The 16,265-nt window shown below is 73.8% G+C and carries 13 protein-coding genes; 7 read left to right on the top strand and 6 right to left on the bottom strand.

Annotated features, from left to right (window positions below):
- Positions 1–32: 32 nt before the first annotated feature.
- Positions 33–1,724: a DEAD/DEAH box helicase gene (locus G6R25_RS06695; protein ID WP_163552281.1), complete on the bottom strand. Its 1,692-nt coding sequence runs from the start codon at positions 1,722–1,724 to the stop codon at positions 33–35.
- A 322-nt stretch (positions 1,725–2,046) separates the two neighbouring features.
- On the opposite strand from G6R25_RS06695, the gene G6R25_RS06690 reads away from it, so the two are divergent.
- The gene (locus G6R25_RS06690) at positions 2,047–2,736 is read left to right on the top strand and encodes a ferritin-like fold-containing protein (RefSeq protein WP_235947631.1); all 690 of its coding nucleotides are present in this window, start codon (positions 2,047–2,049) and stop codon (positions 2,734–2,736) included.
- A gap of 111 nt (positions 2,737–2,847) precedes the next feature.
- Here G6R25_RS06690 and G6R25_RS06685 read toward each other — a convergent pair whose 3' ends face one another.
- Both G6R25_RS06685 and G6R25_RS06680 read right to left on the bottom strand, forming a co-directional pair.
- Positions 2,848–3,072: a DUF3107 domain-containing protein gene (locus G6R25_RS06685; protein ID WP_163552279.1), complete on the bottom strand. Its 225-nt coding sequence runs from the start codon at positions 3,070–3,072 to the stop codon at positions 2,848–2,850.
- Between the two features lie 136 nt (positions 3,073–3,208).
- Positions 3,209–3,928, bottom strand: a complete 720-nt coding sequence (locus G6R25_RS06680) for a TetR/AcrR family transcriptional regulator (RefSeq protein ID WP_163552278.1) — start codon at positions 3,926–3,928, stop codon at positions 3,209–3,211.
- A 788-nt stretch (positions 3,929–4,716) separates the two neighbouring features.
- Between G6R25_RS06680 and ku the strand changes: the two genes are divergently transcribed.
- On the top strand, positions 4,717–5,508 hold the full coding sequence (ku, locus tag G6R25_RS06670) for a non-homologous end joining protein Ku (protein ID WP_163552277.1): 792 nt from the start codon (positions 4,717–4,719) through the stop codon (positions 5,506–5,508).
- 233 nt (positions 5,509–5,741) lie between these two features.
- Here ku and G6R25_RS06665 read toward each other — a convergent pair whose 3' ends face one another.
- Positions 5,742–5,951, bottom strand: a complete 210-nt coding sequence (locus G6R25_RS06665) for a CsbD family protein (protein ID WP_235947629.1) — start codon at positions 5,949–5,951, stop codon at positions 5,742–5,744.
- A 206-nt stretch (positions 5,952–6,157) separates the two neighbouring features.
- Here G6R25_RS06665 and moeZ point away from each other — a divergent pair, with 206 nt between their 5' ends.
- Both moeZ and G6R25_RS06655 read left to right on the top strand, forming a co-directional pair.
- A complete protein-coding gene (gene moeZ / locus G6R25_RS06660) occupies positions 6,158–7,330 on the top strand; it encodes an adenylyltransferase/sulfurtransferase MoeZ (RefSeq protein ID WP_163552276.1) in 1,173 nt (390 codons plus the stop codon).
- A 72-nt stretch (positions 7,331–7,402) separates the two neighbouring features.
- Positions 7,403–7,798: an MGMT family protein gene (locus G6R25_RS06655; protein ID WP_136446926.1), complete on the top strand. Its 396-nt coding sequence runs from the start codon at positions 7,403–7,405 to the stop codon at positions 7,796–7,798.
- Here G6R25_RS06655 and G6R25_RS06650 read toward each other — a convergent pair whose 3' ends face one another.
- Positions 7,799–8,563 (bottom strand): SDR family NAD(P)-dependent oxidoreductase, encoded by a 765-nt coding sequence (locus G6R25_RS06650; protein WP_235947627.1) that lies wholly within the window; start codon positions 8,561–8,563, stop codon positions 7,799–7,801.
- 108 nt (positions 8,564–8,671) lie between these two features.
- Here G6R25_RS06650 and G6R25_RS06645 point away from each other — a divergent pair, with 108 nt between their 5' ends.
- A complete protein-coding gene (locus G6R25_RS06645) occupies positions 8,672–12,007 on the top strand; it encodes an ATP-dependent helicase (protein ID WP_163552275.1) in 3,336 nt (1,111 codons plus the stop codon).
- A gap of 59 nt (positions 12,008–12,066) precedes the next feature.
- Complete coding sequence (locus tag G6R25_RS06640) at positions 12,067–15,438, top strand: ATP-dependent helicase (RefSeq protein WP_205446923.1); 3,372 nt, start codon at positions 12,067–12,069, stop codon at positions 15,436–15,438.
- Between the two features lie 136 nt (positions 15,439–15,574).
- Here G6R25_RS06640 and G6R25_RS31260 read toward each other — a convergent pair whose 3' ends face one another.
- On the bottom strand, positions 15,575–15,889 hold the full coding sequence (locus G6R25_RS31260; protein WP_235947625.1) for a PP2C family protein-serine/threonine phosphatase: 315 nt from the start codon (positions 15,887–15,889) through the stop codon (positions 15,575–15,577).
- 79 nt (positions 15,890–15,968) lie between these two features.
- Between G6R25_RS31260 and G6R25_RS31255 the strand changes: the two genes are divergently transcribed.
- Positions 15,969–16,265: hypothetical protein (locus G6R25_RS31255; protein ID WP_473246879.1), on the top strand; the 297-nt coding region annotated here is incomplete at its 3' end.

Raw genomic sequence — 16,265 nt, 5'->3', positions numbered from 1 at the left:
GGACGCCGATGAGTGGTGGTGCACCGCCCCGCTCAGGCGGATTCGGCCCGCGGGGACTCGTCGTCGAGCGTGGCGATGGAGCTGATCGCGTCGCCGGCGGCCTCGGCGAGCTCCGCAGCGGTGCCGGAGCCGCGTCCGCGGTTGCCGCGGCGACGGCGACGGCGACGGACCGGCTCGCCGTCCGCCTCCGGGGACAGCGCCGAGATGACGTGCGCGGTGTCGACGGTGGCAACGGCGTTGTCGGAGGTGACGGCGTCCACAGCCGGGTCCGCGGCGGCCGGGTCGGGTTGCTCGCTGCCATCGGCGGCGATGGCCAGGCCCGACGCGGCGGCTGCGGCACCACCGCCGCGGGTGCGGCGACGGCTACGGGCGTGGGCCGGCACCGGCGGGTTGTCCGCCGCAGCCGGCTCACGCCCGGACCGCGTCCCACGGCGCCCGCCGCGACGGGACTCGCCGAGGTCCTCGAGGTCCTCCGCGTCGAGCCCGGCGCGGGTGCGCGCGGAGCGCGGGAGGGTGCCCTTGGCGTCCGTCGGGATGCCGAGCGCCTCGAACAGGTGCGGGGAGGTGGAGTACGTCTCGAGGGGGCCTTCGAACGGCAGCGCGAGTGCCTTGTTCACCAGCGTCCACCGGGGCAGGTCGTCCCAGTCGACGAAGGTGACGGCGACGCCGCTCTCGCCGGCGCGGCCGGTCCGGCCGATCCGGTGCAGGTAGACGTTCTCGTCCTCGGGGCACTGGTAGTTCACGACGTGGGTGACGCCGCTGATGTCGATGCCACGGGCGGCCACGTCGGTGGCGACGAGGACGTCGACCTTGCCGGCCCGGAACGCGCGCAGCGCCTGCTCGCGCTGGCCCTGCCCGAGGTCGCCGTGCACGGCGGCGGCGGCGAAGCCGCGCTTGTCCAGGTCCTCGGCGACCTTGTCCGCAGTGCGGCGGGTGCGGACGAACACCATCGCGAGCCCGCGGCCACCCGCCTGCAGGACGCGGGCCAGCACCTCCATCTTGTCCAGCGCGTGGGCGCGGAAGACGTGCTGGTGCGTGGTCGGCACCGTACGGGTCTCGTCCGGCTGTTCGGCGCGGATGTGCACCGGCCGCTGCATGAACCGCCGGGCCAGCGAGATGACCGGGCCGGGCATGGTGGCGGAGAACAGCATGGTCTGCCGGCCGGCCGGCAGCTGCGCCATGATGCGCTCGACGTCGGGCAGGAAGCCCAGGTCGAGCATCTCGTCGGCCTCGTCGAGCACCAGGGTGCGCACGCCGGCGAGGTCGAGCACCCGCTGCCGGGCGAGGTCGAGCAGCCGACCCGGCGTGCCGACGACGATGTCGACACCGGCGCGCAGCGCCGTGAGCTGCGGCTGGTAGGCCCGCCCGCCGTAGACGGACAGCACCCGAACGCCGCGGCGCGTGCCGGCGCGGGAGACGTCGGAGGTCACCTGGACGCACAGTTCCCGGGTGGGCACGACGATGAGGGCCTGCGGCCGACCGTCGGCACCCTCCTTCGCCGCCAGCACCGTCTGGACGACGGGGATGCCGAAGGCGAGGGTCTTACCGGTGCCGGTGCGGGCCTGGCCGATGATGTCGTTGCGGGCCAGGGCGAGCGGAAGTGTCAGCTCCTGGATGGGGAAAGCGTGCACAATGCCCGCTTCGGTCAGCGCCTCGACCGTCTCGGGGCGAACCCCGAGGTCGGCGAAGGTGGGCGCGACCGGTGTTGCGGGCGTGTCGGTCATCGATTGGGAAATGGGTAGATTATCTGAGGGTGCTGCGGCTGTAACGGACAGCGGGACGCTCCTGGTCTTCTCTGAGCGGTGTCTACGCTGAACCCGCTCGCGGTGAGCCGCGCGGCGCCCGCGACCCGAAGTCCATGCGTCCCGGCGCCATAAGTGGCTACTCTGGGTGCACAGGTGACGAGGCGACGCCTGCTACGCGACAGTCGAGGTGACATAATGACCTCTGGCTACTTTCTAGTATAGCTGGTGTGGCGCTGAGTGGGAGCTCCTTGGCCGAGGTTTGCCGACAGCGCCGGCGTCGGGTGCCAGAATCGCGCCTGTGATGCAGACATCCTCCCCGCCGACAGGCGCGCCCCGGCCGAACCTGGCGGTCCCGCCGGACCAGGCGACCGTCGATCTGCTGGGCCTGCTCGCCTACGGCGAGCTCACCGCCTTCGAGCGGTTGGCCACCGATGCGCGGATGTCCCCGACTCTCGGCGACAAGATCGCCCTCGCGACCATGGCTGCCGCGGAGTTCTCCCACTTTCAGGCCATCTGCGGGGAACTGGATCGGCTCGGTGTCGACCGGGAGCACGCGATGGCGCCGTTCATCGGCCCGCTGGCCGCGTTCCACAACTCGACCGCCCCGGCCGACTGGCTGGAGAGCCTGGTCAAGGCCTACGTCGGCGACAACATCGCAGCCGACTTCTATCGCGAGATCGCCGCGCGCCTGCCATCGCCGTCGCGCGAACTCGTCCTGAATGTTCTTGACGACACCGGCCACGCCGCGTTCGCGGTCGACCGGGTGCGGGCGGCGATCGAGGCCAACCCGACGGTCGCCGGCCGCCTCGCACTGTGGGCCCGCCGGCTGGTCGGCGAGGCGCTCACCCAGGCCCAGCGGGTGGGGGTGGACCGGGACGCGCTGACCGGCCTGCTGGTCGGGGTCGGCGATCTGGACGCGCTGGCGGCGATCTTCAACCGCCTCATGGCCGCGCACGGCCGCCGGATGGCGGCGCTGGGCCTGTCCGCCTGACCACGCCCGCTGGGGGCGCCACCGGAGCTGGGGCCGCCACCGGAGCTGGGGGCGCCGGGCGTGCCGGGCGGACTGGCCGCACGGCACGCCGAGCTTGCGAGCAGCCCTCGATCAGGCGCCGAATCCCACGCGGCGCGGCCCGCCGGCGGCGATCTCCACATAGGCCAGGGCGGCGACGGGAACCACCACCTGCCGACCCTTCTCGTCGGTGAGGGTCAGCACGCCGTTGTCGGCCTTGACCGCCTCACCCACCAGCGCGGCGACGGTCTCCGCGGACTGGTCGCTCTCAAGCACCAGTTCCCGGCTGACCTGCCGCACGCCGATCTTGACCTCCACCCGATGACCTCCGCCTTTGTCGGACCTACACCCGGCGGACGAGCGCCGCCGATGTTGGATCACCGCCCACACTATGGCTTCCGGGACTTCTCCACCGGGGCAGGAACGGCGTGTTCGCTCCCGGCACACCCGGCGCTCATTGCTCGGGACGGGGCTCCTCGTGTTCGGGCCGAGGGCCGTACAGGTCGCGGTGCGGATCGTGCGGGTCGTGCGAGTCGTGCGGGTCGTCGTGGCGGGGGTACCCGCCGATGCCACGCCAGGCCAGCTCGACCATCGACTCGATGGCTCGCTCCTTCGCCACGGTGCCGCCGCGGACCAGCCACCACCGGGAGGCCGTCTCGGCGAGTCCCACCAGCCCGACGGCGAGCAGGTCGGCCTCGTCCTGGGTCAACCCGGTGTCGGCGACGATGGTCGCCGCGATGGAACGCACGCACTGGGCGAACGCGGTCTCGATGCGCTGGCGCACCGCGGGCACGCTGCGCAGGTCGGACTCCAGCACGAGCTGGTGGGCCCCGGACGGGTCGTTGACGAAGTCGAAGTACGCGCGCACCGAGCGCGCGATGCGCGCGTGGTTGTCCGTGGTAGACGCGAGCGCCTCCTGGACGCTCGTGACGAGCTTGGTGGCGTGCTCGTCGAGTAGCGCGAGGTACAGCTCCAGCTTGCCCGGAAAATGCTGGTAAAGGACCGGCTTACTGACGCCCGCCCGCTCGGCGATCTCGTCCATCGCGGCAGCGTGGTAGCCCTGTGCGACGAAGACCTCGCGGGCGGCTCCGAGGAGCTGGAAGCGGCGGGCGGTGCGGGGTAGCCGAGGAGTCCGCCCCGGGCGTGTGCCGGGCGAGGCTGGCTCGGCGGTCACCAGCACACCTCCTGGTCGATGTAGTCACCCTACCTGCGAACACCGGCGCGGCGGGATGGGAACGCGACCACCGGGCCCCCGGCCGGCCCACCGTCGCACGATGGGCCGGCCGGGGGGTGCGCGCATTTCAGCGGTATTCGTCAGCGGTATTCGTCCTCGTCGGTCTCGACGACGATGCTCTGCTCGACGACGTCGAACTCGTCGGCCTCGCTCGGCGACGCAGGGAACACCAGCGGTGCGCTGGTCGGCGGCCGGACCTCCTGGACCTCCCGGCCGCGTCGGCGTCCGGTGCCTCCAGGGGGAGATCGGCGGCGGCCGGCAGATCGGTGGGAACTCCCATGGGACGTCCTCCTAAGCTCGTCGGTGTGGCGGCCCGCCGCGGCGGGTGCCGGTTTCGGCCCGGATCCGGACCCGGGCCGGGTCCGGATCGCGATGTGCCCGGGATCGGGTCGTCTCACGCGGGACCGTCCGACTCGCCCGATCGGGCCGTTCGTCCGGTCCCCGACGGGTCGGCGAGCAGGAGGGGCGAAGCTGATCCGCTGGTAGTAGTCGATGGCCTGAGCCTTCGTGAAGCCGGTGGCCGGATAGAGGACCTTGCCGAGGTCACGGCTTCGCCCCTTCCGGCCGGTGCCGACGGTGGCGGCTCGGCGTCGTCCGCACGGCGTCCTGCTCGCGATCCACCGTGCCCCGGCGCACGTCTGCCGATAAATTTGGGCGTTTCCCTCATCTGGCTTACCTGTGGGCGTCCAGTGGGTCACGATGGTGGGTAATCGAAGTGAGGGGCGAACATGCGTTCGGTCTGGAAGGGCGTGATCTCCTTCGGCCTGGTGTCGATCCCGGTCCGGCTCTACTTTGCGACGCAGGAGCGGGATCTCGCGTTTCACCAGGTCAGGCGTTCAGACGGGTCCCGCGTGCGGTATCGCAGAGTGGCGGAGGCCGACGGGGACGAGGTCAACTACGCCGATATCGCCAAGGGTTTCGAATTGCCGGACGGCCAGACCGTCGTGCTCACGGACGAGGACTTCGCGAACCTTCCGTTGTCCACCTCCCGGGCGATCGATGTGCTCGAGTTCGTCCCGCTGGAGCAGGTCGACCCGATCTACTTCGCCAAGAGCTATTACGTCGAGCCGGACCGCACCGGCGCGAAGCCGTACGTTTTGTTGCGCGACGCACTGGCCGAATCGGGCCGCGTCGCGCTGGTGAAGATAGCTCTGCGCCAGCGCGAGCAGCTCGCGACGCTCCGGGTGCGCGACGGCGTCTTCGTCCTCGAGACGATGATCTGGCCGGATGAGGTGCGCGAGCCGGATTTCCCGTTCCTCGACGAGCACGTCGAGGTGCGTCCGCAGGAGCTGGCGATGGCGGCCTCGCTGATCAGCACCCTCGCCGCCGACTTCGATCCCGGCCGGTTCACCGACGGGTACCGGGCAGCGTTGCAATCGGTGATCGATGCCAAAGTCGCCGGTCATGCGATGGCCAGCCCGCCGGTCAGCCCGCAGGAGGAGCCGGCCGGGGACCTGATGGCCGCCCTGCGCGCGAGCATCGCCGCCGCCCGCGGACCATCCGGCCGGTGCCGGTGCTGACGGTGCCGGGGCTGATGGGTCGCCCGCCGGGAAGGCAGCAGCCGACGGGGCCGCATCCGAGGCGGGCTCCGCCAAGGCCGGCGCGGCGAAGGCCGCATCACCAAAGGGCAAGGCCGGCACGGCCACGGCCGGCAAGAGCACGGCGAAGTCGAAGGCGGCGCCCACGAGGAGCGTCACGCCCACCCGGCGTTCCGCCTGAACGGGCTGGGTGGGCGTGGCGAGGCTGCGCGGGGCTAGTGGCGGAAGGCGTCCTTGGTCTTCTCGCCGGCGTTGCGCAGGTCGGCGATGCCACGCTCGCTCGCCCCGTCTGCCCGCAGGTCCCGGTTGTCGGTGGCCTTCCCGGCCGTCTCCTTGCCCCGTCCTCGCAGCTTGCCCACCTTGTTCTTGACCTTGACCTTGTCGACGAAGGACACCGCACTCAACTCCCCACGGGGTGTGGTCACTTGGTCATTGTCGGTGTACCCAGTGAGGTTCGGGGAACACGCCGAGGGGGCCATGCGCTGCACCCACGGGAGTCGTTCAGCGCGAGGTCCGCAGGGCCGAAGCGGGAGCGGGCGCACACGGATCCGGCGCTGGATGGCTCATTCCCGACGAGGCCGCGCGCCGTTGTGGCATCGTCGAAGAACGACACCGATCGCGAGGAGCAAGCGTGTCCCTTCCGCCCCTGGTCGACCCCGCCGAGGGCCTGACCGTCGACGAGGTTCGCCGGTACTCCAGGCATCTGATCATCCCGGATGTCGCCATGGACGGCCAGAAGCGGCTGAAGAACGCCAAGGTGCTGGCCGTCGGTGCCGGCGGGCTCGGCTCGCCGACCCTGATGTACCTGGCGGCCGCGGGCGTCGGAACGCTCGGCATCGTCGAGTTCGACACCGTCGACGAGTCGAACCTGCAGCGCCAGATCATCCACGGTCAGTCCGATATCGGTCGGTCGAAGGCCGAGTCGGCGCGGGATTCGGTCCGCAACATCAACCCGTACGTCAACGTGATCCTGCACGAGACCCGCTTGGACACCTCCAACGTGATGGAGATCTTCAGCCAGTACGACCTCATCGTCGACGGAACCGACAACTTCGCCACCCGGTATCTCGTCAACGACGCGGCCGTCCTGCTCGGCAAGCCGTACGTCTGGGGTTCGATCTACCGGTTCGACGGGCAGGCCAGCGTCTTCTGGGCCGACCACGGGCCGTGCTACCGCTGCCTATACCCGGAGCCCCCGCCCCCCGGGATGGTCCCGTCCTGCGCCGAGGGCGGCGTGCTGGGCGTGCTGTGCGCGTCGATCGCCTCCATCCAGACCACCGAAGCGATCAAGCTGCTGACCGGGATCGGCGACCCGCTGGTCGGCCGGCTGATGGTCTACGACGCCCTCGAGATGATCTACCGGTCGATCAAGGTCCGCAAGGACCCGGAGTGCCCGCTGTGCGGGAAGAACCCGTCGATCACCGAGCTGATCGACTACGAGGCGTTCTGCGGCGTCGTCTCCGAGGAGTCGCAGCTCGCGGCCGCCGGTTCGACGATCACCGCGAGCGAGCTCAAGGGCTGGCTGGACGGCGGCGAGCCGATTGAGCTGGTCGACGTCCGCGAGCCCGCGGAGTGGGAGATCGTCCGGATCCCCGGCGCCCGGCTGATCCCGAAGGGTGACCTGCCGGCCCATCTCTCCGAGCTCCCCCAGGACCGGCGGGTGGTTGTGTACTGCAAGTCCGGGGTGCGCTCCGCCGAGGCGCTCGCGACGCTCAAGGGCGCCGGCTTCTCCTCGGCCGTGCATGTCCAGGGCGGCGTGACGGCTTGGGCCACCCAGGTCGACAAGTCCCTGCCGGTCTACTGAGCCGTGGGCTGGTCCGTCCCCGGCGTGGGCCGGCCGGCCGGGGTCGTCGTGGCCCGAGCATCGCCGGTCGCGGTGAGCCGTCCCCGTGCCCGGCGCGACGCGCCGCCGGCGAGCCTGTCCGCCGGGCTCGGCACCCGGCTCCGCCTCGGCGGCGTCGAGCCGAGCCCGCACGCGGTCGAGGTGCTCGACGCGGTCGCCCGGATCCCGGCGGGCAAGGTGATGACCTACGGCGACGTCGCCGAGTACGTCGGCGCCGGCACCGGCCGGACCGTCGGCACGGCGCTCTCCCGCTACGCGGACGACGACCTGCCGTGGCACCGGGTCATCCGGGCGACCGGCGAGCCGAACCCGGCCGCGCCGGTCGAGGCGCTGCGCCGGCTCGCCGCCGACCGCACCCCACTGTCGGCGAACGGCGAGCGGGTCGACCTCGCCGCCGCCCGCTGGGACGGCAGGCCGCCCGGCTGCTGATCAGCGGGCGGACAGGCCGCCGTCGGCGAGATAGACGCTGCCGGTCACCAGCGACGCCCGGTCGGACAGCAGGAACACGACCACCTCGGCGACCTCCTCGGCGGTGCCGAGCCGGTTGATCGGCGCCATCAGCGCCGCGCCGCGCTGGCGGCGTCCGTCGACGTGCAGCAACGGCGTGTCGACGAAACCGGGTGCGACCGCGTTCACCCGGATCCGCCGCGTCGCGTATTCCAGCGCCGCGGTCTTGGTCAACCCGATCACGCCGTGCTTGGCGGCGACGTACGGCGCGGATCCGGCGAAGCCGACCGTGCCGAACACCGAGGCCATGTTGATGATCGAGCCGCCGTCGCCGTGCAGCATCGCCGCGATTTCGGCGCGCATGCTGTAGAAGACCCCGGACAGGTTCACGTCGAGCACCCGCTGCCAGTCCTCGGCGGGGGTGGTCCCGACCGGCTCGCGCCCGGCGGTGATGCCGGCGTTGTTCACCGCCAGATCGAGCCGCCCGAAGGTGCCGACGGCGGCCTGCACCGCCCGTTCGATCGCGTCGGGATCCGTGACGTCGGCCTCCAGCGCGATCGCCGCCCCGCCGTCCCGTTCGATCTGCGCCGCCACCTCCTTCACCCCGTCCGGGTGGCGATCGGTGAGGACAACCTGGGCGCCTGCGCTCGCCAGCCGGCGGGCGCAGGCGGCGCCGATGCCGGATCCCGCCCCGGTCACCAGCGCGACCTTGCCGCTGCATTCGGTCATGGCCGATGAGAGTGCCACGTTCCGGCCTGCGCGTGCACGCGACCTCACCCCCGGCTCACCCTCGCGTGGCGAGGCCTGGTCGGGAGCCGGCGCGAGGCTGTCGGACCCGCGTGGTGTGCTGTCGGGGTGGTTGCCGCATCTGTCCCCGCCGCGCCCGCCGGCCACCGGCTGGTCCCCACGCCGGTCGCGCCGCCGCGCCAGTTCGTCGCCGACCCGGCGCAGCGCCGGGTCATCGAGCACCCGGGCGGCCCGCTGCTGGTGCTCGCCGGCCCCGGCACGGGCAAGACGGCCACCCTGGTCGAGGCGGTCGCCGCCCGGATCGAGGCGGGGGCGGACCCGCGGTCGATCCTGGTCCTCACCTTCAGCCGCCGGGCCGCGGGCGAGCTGCGGGAGCGGATCACCGCCCGGCTCGGTCCGACCGGCACCGGCGCCGGGGGCGGCCCGGGGGTGTGGACCTTCCACGCGTGGTGTCTGGCGCTGCTGCGGGCGCATGATCGGCCTGCGCCCCACGGCGGGTTCCGGCTGCTGTCGGGCCCGGAGCGGGACAGCCGGCTGCGTGAGCTCATCGAGGGTTCGCGCGAGGACGGCCGCCCCGTCTGGCCGCCGCAGCTCGCCCGCGCCCTGGGCACCCGCGGCTTCACCGAGGAGGTGCGGGCGCTGCTGGCGCGGGCTCGCGAGGTCGGCCTGGAACCCGTGGGCCTGGCCAAGCTCGCCCGGCGCACCGACCGGCCGGACTGGGCCGCCCTCGCCGAGTTCTACGAGATGTACCTCGACGTGTTCGGTTTCGAGGGCGCGCTCGACTATGCCGACCTGGTGCACCGGGCCGTCGTCGTCGCCGAGGGTGCCGAGGCGGGCGAGGCGTTGCGCGCCAGCTACCGGCACGTCTTCGTCGACGAGTACCAGGACACCGATCCGGCCCAGGAACGGCTGCTGCGCGCGGTCGCGGGCGGCGGGCGTGACCTGGTCGTGTTCGGCGATCCCGACCAGTCCATCTACGCCTTCCGCGGGGCGGAGGTCGCCGGCCTGCTCGATTTCCCGCAGCGCTTTCCCGTAGCGAAGGGGCGGCGGTTGGGGGACGGAGCCGGCGCGCCGATCGTCGCGCTGCGCACCGGCCGGCGGATGGCACCCGCCCCCCTGCTGGCGAGCCGGCAGGTGGCCCGGCGGATCCCGGCCGCCGGGCTCCCGGTCGGCGAGATCCGGGCGCACCGCGACCTGATCGGTCGCACCGATCTTGGGGTGGGTCTGGTGCAGGCCCGCACCTACGCGAGCGCCGGCGCGGAGGCGGAGGCGGTCGCCGACCTGCTGCGTCGCGAGCACCTGGAGAACGGCACCCCCTGGCCCGCGATGGCGGTCCTCGTCCGCACCGTGGACCGGCTCGCCCGGCTGCGCCGGGTGCTGAGCGCCGCGGGCGTGCCGGTCAGCGTCGACGGCGACGACCTGCCCGTCGCGCAGGAGCCGGCCGCGGCGTTGCTGTTGCTGGCGCTGCGCTGCGCGGACGACCCCGCCGGGGCGCTCACCGCCGACGCCGCCCGCACCCTGCTGACCTCCCCGCTCGGCGGGGCGGACCCGGCGGGCCTGCGAGAGCTGGGCCGCGCGCTGCGTGCCTTCGAGCGTGATGCCGGTGTCGGGCAGCCCGCCGCGTCGGCCGAGCTGGTCCGCCAGGCCGTCGCCGATCCGGACCACTGGCTGCTGCGCATCGCCGAGGAGGTCGCCCGGCCCGTCCGCCGCGTCGGCGACCTGCTCGGCGCCACCCGCCGCGCGCTGCGGGACCCGGCCGGCTCGCCCGAGCAGGCGCTGTGGGCGCTGTGGTCCGCCGGCGACTGGCAGCGGGAACTGCTGGCGGCCTCGGCGGCCGGCGGGGCGGCGGGGCGCGCGGCCGACCGCGACCTGGACGCGGTGGTGGCGCTGTTCGACGCCGTCGCCCGGCTGGCCCAGCGGCGTGGGCCGGGCACGGGCGCCGCCTCGCTGGTCGACGAGCTCGGCCGCCAGCAGATCGCCGGGGAGGCCATCGCCCTGGTGGGGGAGGACGCGCGGCGCCGCGGCGTGCGGCTGCTGACTGCGCACCGCGCCAAGGGCCTGGAATGGGACGTCGTCGCCGTTTGCGGTGTCCAGGACGGGATCTGGCCGGATCTGCGGGAGCGGCATTCGCTGCTCGGCGCGGAGCAGCTCGACGCGCCCACCCACGGCGGCCTTCGCCCGCCGCTGACCCATCAGGACCTGCTCGCCGACGAGCGCCGGCTGTTCTACGTCGCGCTCACCCGGGCCCGGCGGCGCCTGCTGGTCACGGCCGTCAACAGCCCGGACGACGACGGCAGCCTGCCCAGCCGGCTGCTCGACGAGCTCGGCGTGGCCGTCGAGCACGTCCCCGGGCGCCCGGCCCGGCCGCTGACCCTCGTCGGCCTCGTCGCGACGCTGCGCCGGCTGGCGACCGAGCCGTCGTCCAGCCCGGCCCTGCGCGCCGCCGCCCGCCGCCGTCTCGCCGCTCTCGCCGCCGCCCGCGACGACGCCCACCGCCCGCTCGTCCCGGCCGCCCACCCGGCGACCTGGTGGGGGCTGCTCGACGTGACCGACTCCGACGTGCCGGTCATCGCGCCGGGGGTGCCGCTGCGGCTGTCCGGCTCGTCGCTGTCGAGCATCGGCACCTGCTCGCTGCGGTGGTTCCTGGAGCACGAGGCGCACGCGGTCACCGTCGCCTCCACCGCGCAGGGCTTCGGCAAGGTGGTGCACGCGCTGGCCGACGAGGTCACCACCGGGCGCACCCCGGCGGACCTCGTCGCCCTCGACGCCCGGCTCGACACCGTCTGGCGGCATCTGGACTACGAGGCCCGCTGGCGCAGCGATCAGGAGCGGGCCGCCGCCAGGGAGGCGCTGGCCCGCTTCCTGGCCTGGCACGCCGGTGAGCGGGGACGCCGGGTCGTCGATTCGGAGATTCGGTTCATCTGCCAGCTCCACGTCGCCGGGCGCGAGGTGCTGCTGCGCGGGTTCATCGACCGGCTGGAGCTCGACGACGCCGGCCGGGTGCACGTGATCGACTTCAAGACCGGCCGGAGCGCGCCCGGTCGTGCCGAGCTCGCCACCCACCCGCAGCTCGGCAGCTACCAGCTCGCCGTGCGTGCCGGCGCCCTCGACGCGGCGATCGCCGCCGCCGGCTCCCCCGCCGCCGGCCCCGCTGCGGCGGATCCCGTGGTGCCCGGCGACGCCGAGCTCGTCCAGCTTCGCCGCGACGCCGGGGGCGCCGGCGCCGGGCCCCGCCTGCCCGGGGAGGCGCCCGGCCCGCCCGAAGTCCAGGCGCAGGAGGCGCTGCCCGCCGAGGGTCCCACCTGGATGGACGAGGTTCTCGGCGAGGCGGTGCGCACCATCGATGCGGAGGCGTTCCGGCCGACCCTGGGCGAGCACTGCACGATGTGCACGTTCCAGACGAGCTGCCCGGCCCGCCCCGAAGGACGGCAGGTGATCGATTGAGCGCGGACGGTTCCGGTTCCTCAGTGGAGGGGCGGGTGGACGTGGGGACCGGCGGGGCGATGTCGCGCCAGCCGTTCCTGCCCGGTTTCGGCGGTGATCCCGACGGCGATTCCGGCGGCGGTGCCGCCGGTCCGCGGCTCGACCCGGCGGACCTGCGTGACCTGCTGGAAGTCCCCTACACCGACGAGCAGATCGCCGCGGCGACCGCCCCGCTGGAGCCGGGGGTGATCGTCGCCGGCGCCGGCTCGGGGAAGACCTCGGTGATGGCGGCCCGGGTGGTCTGGCTCGTCGCGACCCGCCAGGTGCGCGCCGAGCAGGTGCTGGGGCTGACCTTCACCACGAAGGCGGCCGCGGAGCTGGCCGGCCGGGTGCGTCTCGCGCTGCGCAAGGCGGGCGCCGCCGACACCGGCGGCTGGTCAGGACCGGGGACGGCCGCCGACGCCGAGGTGGACGGCGAGCCCACCGTCGCCACCTACCACGCCTTCGCCGGGCGGCTCGTGGTCGACAACGCGCTGCGCCTCGGCCTGGAACCCGACATCGCGCTGCTGTCCGGGGCGGCGCGCTACCAGCTCGCCGCGCGGGTCGCCCGCGCCTACGGCGGGACGGTGCAGGCGCTGACCCGGTCGCTGGGAGCCGTCGTCGGCGAGCTGGTCGCGCTCGACGCGGAGATGAGCGAGCACCTGATCGATCCGACGAAGCTCGTCGCGTTCGACACCGGCTTCCTCGAGGAGGTGCTGGCCGCCCTGGCCGCCGCGAGCGCCCGGCGGGGCACCAAGGGTGTCCAGGAGCGGCTGCGCCGGTTCGCGGCCGCCGCGCGGGGGCGCAGTGAGCTCGCCGGGCTCGTGGCCGAGTACCGGGCCGCCCGCCGCGAACGGGACGTGCTGGACTTCGGCGACCAGGTCACCTACGCGGCCCGCCTCGCCGAGGCGTTGCCGGAGGTCGGCCGCGCCGAGCGGGCTCGGGCCGCCGTCGTCCTGCTCGACGAGTACCAGGACACCTCGGTGGCCCAGCGCCGCATGCTCACCGGCCTGTTCGGCGGCGGCCATCCGGTCACCGCCGTCGGCGACCCCTGCCAGGCGATCTACGGCTGGCGTGGGGCGTCGGTGGCGAACCTCGACCACTTCCCGACCCATTTCCCGCTCGCGGACGGCGAGCCGGCCGCCGTCTACGAGCTGTCGGTGAACCAGCGCAGCGGCGGCCGGCTGCTCGACCTCGCCAACGCCATAGCGGCCCAGCTGCGGGCGCGCCACCGGGTCGTCGAGCTGCGCCCGCGGGCCGATGTCGCCGACCGCGGCGAGACGGTCGTCGCCCTGCACACCAGCTGGGCCGACGAGGTGGCCTGGATCGCCGCCCGGCTGCGCGGAGTCGTCGACGCCGGCACCGGGCCCGGCGACATCGCCGTCCTCGTCCGGGCCCGTGGGGACATCCCACCGCTGCTGACCGCGTTGCAGTCCGTCGGGCTGCCCGTCGAGGTCGTCGGGCTGACCGGGCTGCTCACCGTGCCGGAGGTCGCCGAGATCGTCGCGGTGCTGGAGGTACTCGACGCGCCCACGGCGAACGCCGCGCTCGTCCGCCTGCTCACCGGCCCGCGGGTTCGCCTCGGCGCCCGCGACCTCGCCGCGCTCGGCCGCCACGCCCGTGAGGTCGTCCGCATCCCCGCGCCGATCACCGACGTCGAGCCCGATCCGCCGGGGCGTGCCGATCCGCTGGCCGCGGCGGTCGCCGACGTCGACCCCGCGGACGTGGTCGCCCTCTCCGATGTCCTCGACGACCCCGGCCCGGAGATGTCCGCCGAGGGCCGCACGCGGGTGCGCCGGCTGGCCGCGGAGATCGCCGAGCTGCGCGGCCATGTCGGCGAGGGCCTGCTCGACCTGCTGCACCGTGTCGTCGCCACGATCGGGCTGGACGTGGAGCTCACCGCAACCGAGGCGGCCGTGCGCGCGCGGCGCCAGGAGAACGTCGCGGCCTTCCTCGACGTCGCCGCCGACTTCACGGACCCGGACGGGCCGACCTCGCTGCACGCCTTCCTCGGCTTCCTGCGGGCCGCCCGGGAACACGAGCGCGGCCTCGATGTCACCGGCCCGTCCGGGGCGGATGCGATCGCCCTGATGACGATGCACCGTTCCAAGGGCCTGGAATGGGAGGTCGTCGCCGTGCCGAACCTCAGCGAGCGGGTCTTCCCCGATGTCACCGTCCGGGACCAGTGGACGACCTCGCCCGGTGTGCTGCCCGTGCCGCTGCGGGGCGATGCCGCGGACCTGCCCGCCTTCGAGGTCTCCGACCAGAAGTCGGACCTCGACGCCTTCGCGGCCGAGGTCCGTGCCTACGCCGAGCGGGAGGAGCGCCGGCTCGCCTACGTCGCGGTGACCCGGGCGAAGTCGCTGCTGTTCGCCAGCGGCCACTGGTGGGGGCCGACGCAGAAGCGCCCGCGCGGCGCGTCGGTCTTCCTGGCGGAGCTCGCCGAGCACGCCCGCGGCGGCGGTGGTGGGCGGGTCGACGTCTGGGCCCCGCGGCCCGAAGAGAAGTCGAACCCGGCCCTGGCCATCCCGCGTCAGTTCGCCTGGCCGATTCCCTACGAACCGGAGCCCTTCGCCCGTCGCGTCGAGGCGGCCCGCGACGTCCTCGCCCGGCTCGAGGCAGTGCTCACCCCGCCCCCGCTCGGCGGCGTCGGCGGCGGCGGCGTTCCGGCGGGACCCACGGCCCCGGCCGATCCGGCCGGGTTGACCGGGCTGACCGGGCTGACCGCGTCCGAGCGGACGCTGCTCGCCGAGTTGGACCGGGAGGCGGAGCTGCTGCTCGCCGAGGAGCGGGCCGCCCGCGTCCCGCAGCTCGACGTGCCGATGCCGGCGAACCTCACCGCATCCGAGATCGTCCGGCTTCAGGCCGATCCGGCGGCGTTCGCCCGGGAGCTCGTCCGCCCGCTGCCGCGCCAGCCCGTCGCGGCGGCCCGTCGCGGCAGCCGCTTCCACGCCTGGGTGGAAGAACTGTTCGACCACCGGGCGCTGATCGACGCCGATGACCTGCCCGGCGCCCAGGACGCCGAACTCACCGACGACGACCTGCGCTCGCTGCAGGAGGCGTTCCTGCGGACCCCGTACGGCTCACGGCGGCCCGTCGCGATCGAGGAGCCCTTCGAGCTCCCCCTCGCCGGTCGGATCGTGCGCGGCCGCATCGACGCCGTCTACGACCTCGGCCGCGGCCGCTGGGAGGTGATCGACTGGAAGACCGGCCAGACGCCCGCCGACGAGCTCCAGCTCGCCGTCTACCGATTGGCCTGGGCCCGGCTGCGCGGCGTCGACCTGAGCGCCGTCGACGCCGCCTTCCTCTACGTCCGCACCGGCGCCGTCGTCCGCCCGCCCCTGGTCACTGAGGATGAACTCGCCGCCCTGCTCGCCCCGCCCGCCCCGCCGGCGCCGGAAACACCCACATAGCCACAGCCTGCCCACCTGCCCACGCTGCCAGCTGATACCGCCAGCCGGACCACGAACCTCCGCCGGTTGCGGTGCGGTGTGCACGGTTTCGGGAGGTGGACCGTGCAGAACGCACCGCAATCGGCCCCACTCGCCGTCAGTCCCCGGCCGGGATGACGTCGGCCACGACGCAGCTGACGTTGTCCGCGCCGCCGGCGTCGTTGGCGAGGGCGACGAGGTCGCGTACCGCCTGCTCCGGCTCGGCAGCCGAGGCCAGCACCCGGCGCAGCTCTGCCGCCGGCACCGCCTCGGACAACCCGTCGGAGCACAACAGGTAGCGGTCGCCGCGGCGCACTTCGTGCAGCCCGATGTCGGGGAAGGTCGCGGGGCTGCCGTCCAGCGCGCGCAGCAGGAGCAGTCGCTGTGGGTGGGTCGCCGCCTCCTCCGGGCGAAGGCGTCCGTCCTCGACCATCGACCGGACGAATGTGTTGGTCGTGGGTGATCTGCCGTAGCTCGCCGCCGCGCAGGAGGTAGGCCCGGGAGTCGTCGATATGGACGAGCGCCAGTGCCGATCCGGTCCACAACATGGCCGTCAGCGTCGTCCCCACCGGCTCGGGGGTTGCGGCGGAATCGGGGTCGGCGAGACCTCGGACGGCCCGGTTCGCCCGCGTGACCGCGTCGGTGAGGAAGCCGAGCAGCTCCCCGGGTGGGATGGGGGCGGCCTCCAGCCGCGCCACGGCGTCGACGGCGGCGGCACCGGCCGCGGCACCGAAGCCGTCGGCGACGGCGAGAACGGTCGAACCGGCGTGCACCGCATCTTGGTTGCTCGGGCGGATGAGGCCCCGGTC

This window comes from Candidatus Frankia alpina (genome assembly GCF_902806485.1).
GTDB lineage: Bacteria > Actinomycetota > Actinomycetes > Frankiales > Frankiaceae > Frankia > Frankia alpina.
The sequence above is the reverse complement of the archived record's forward strand: the minus strand, read 5'-3'. Positions and strand labels throughout refer to the sequence as shown.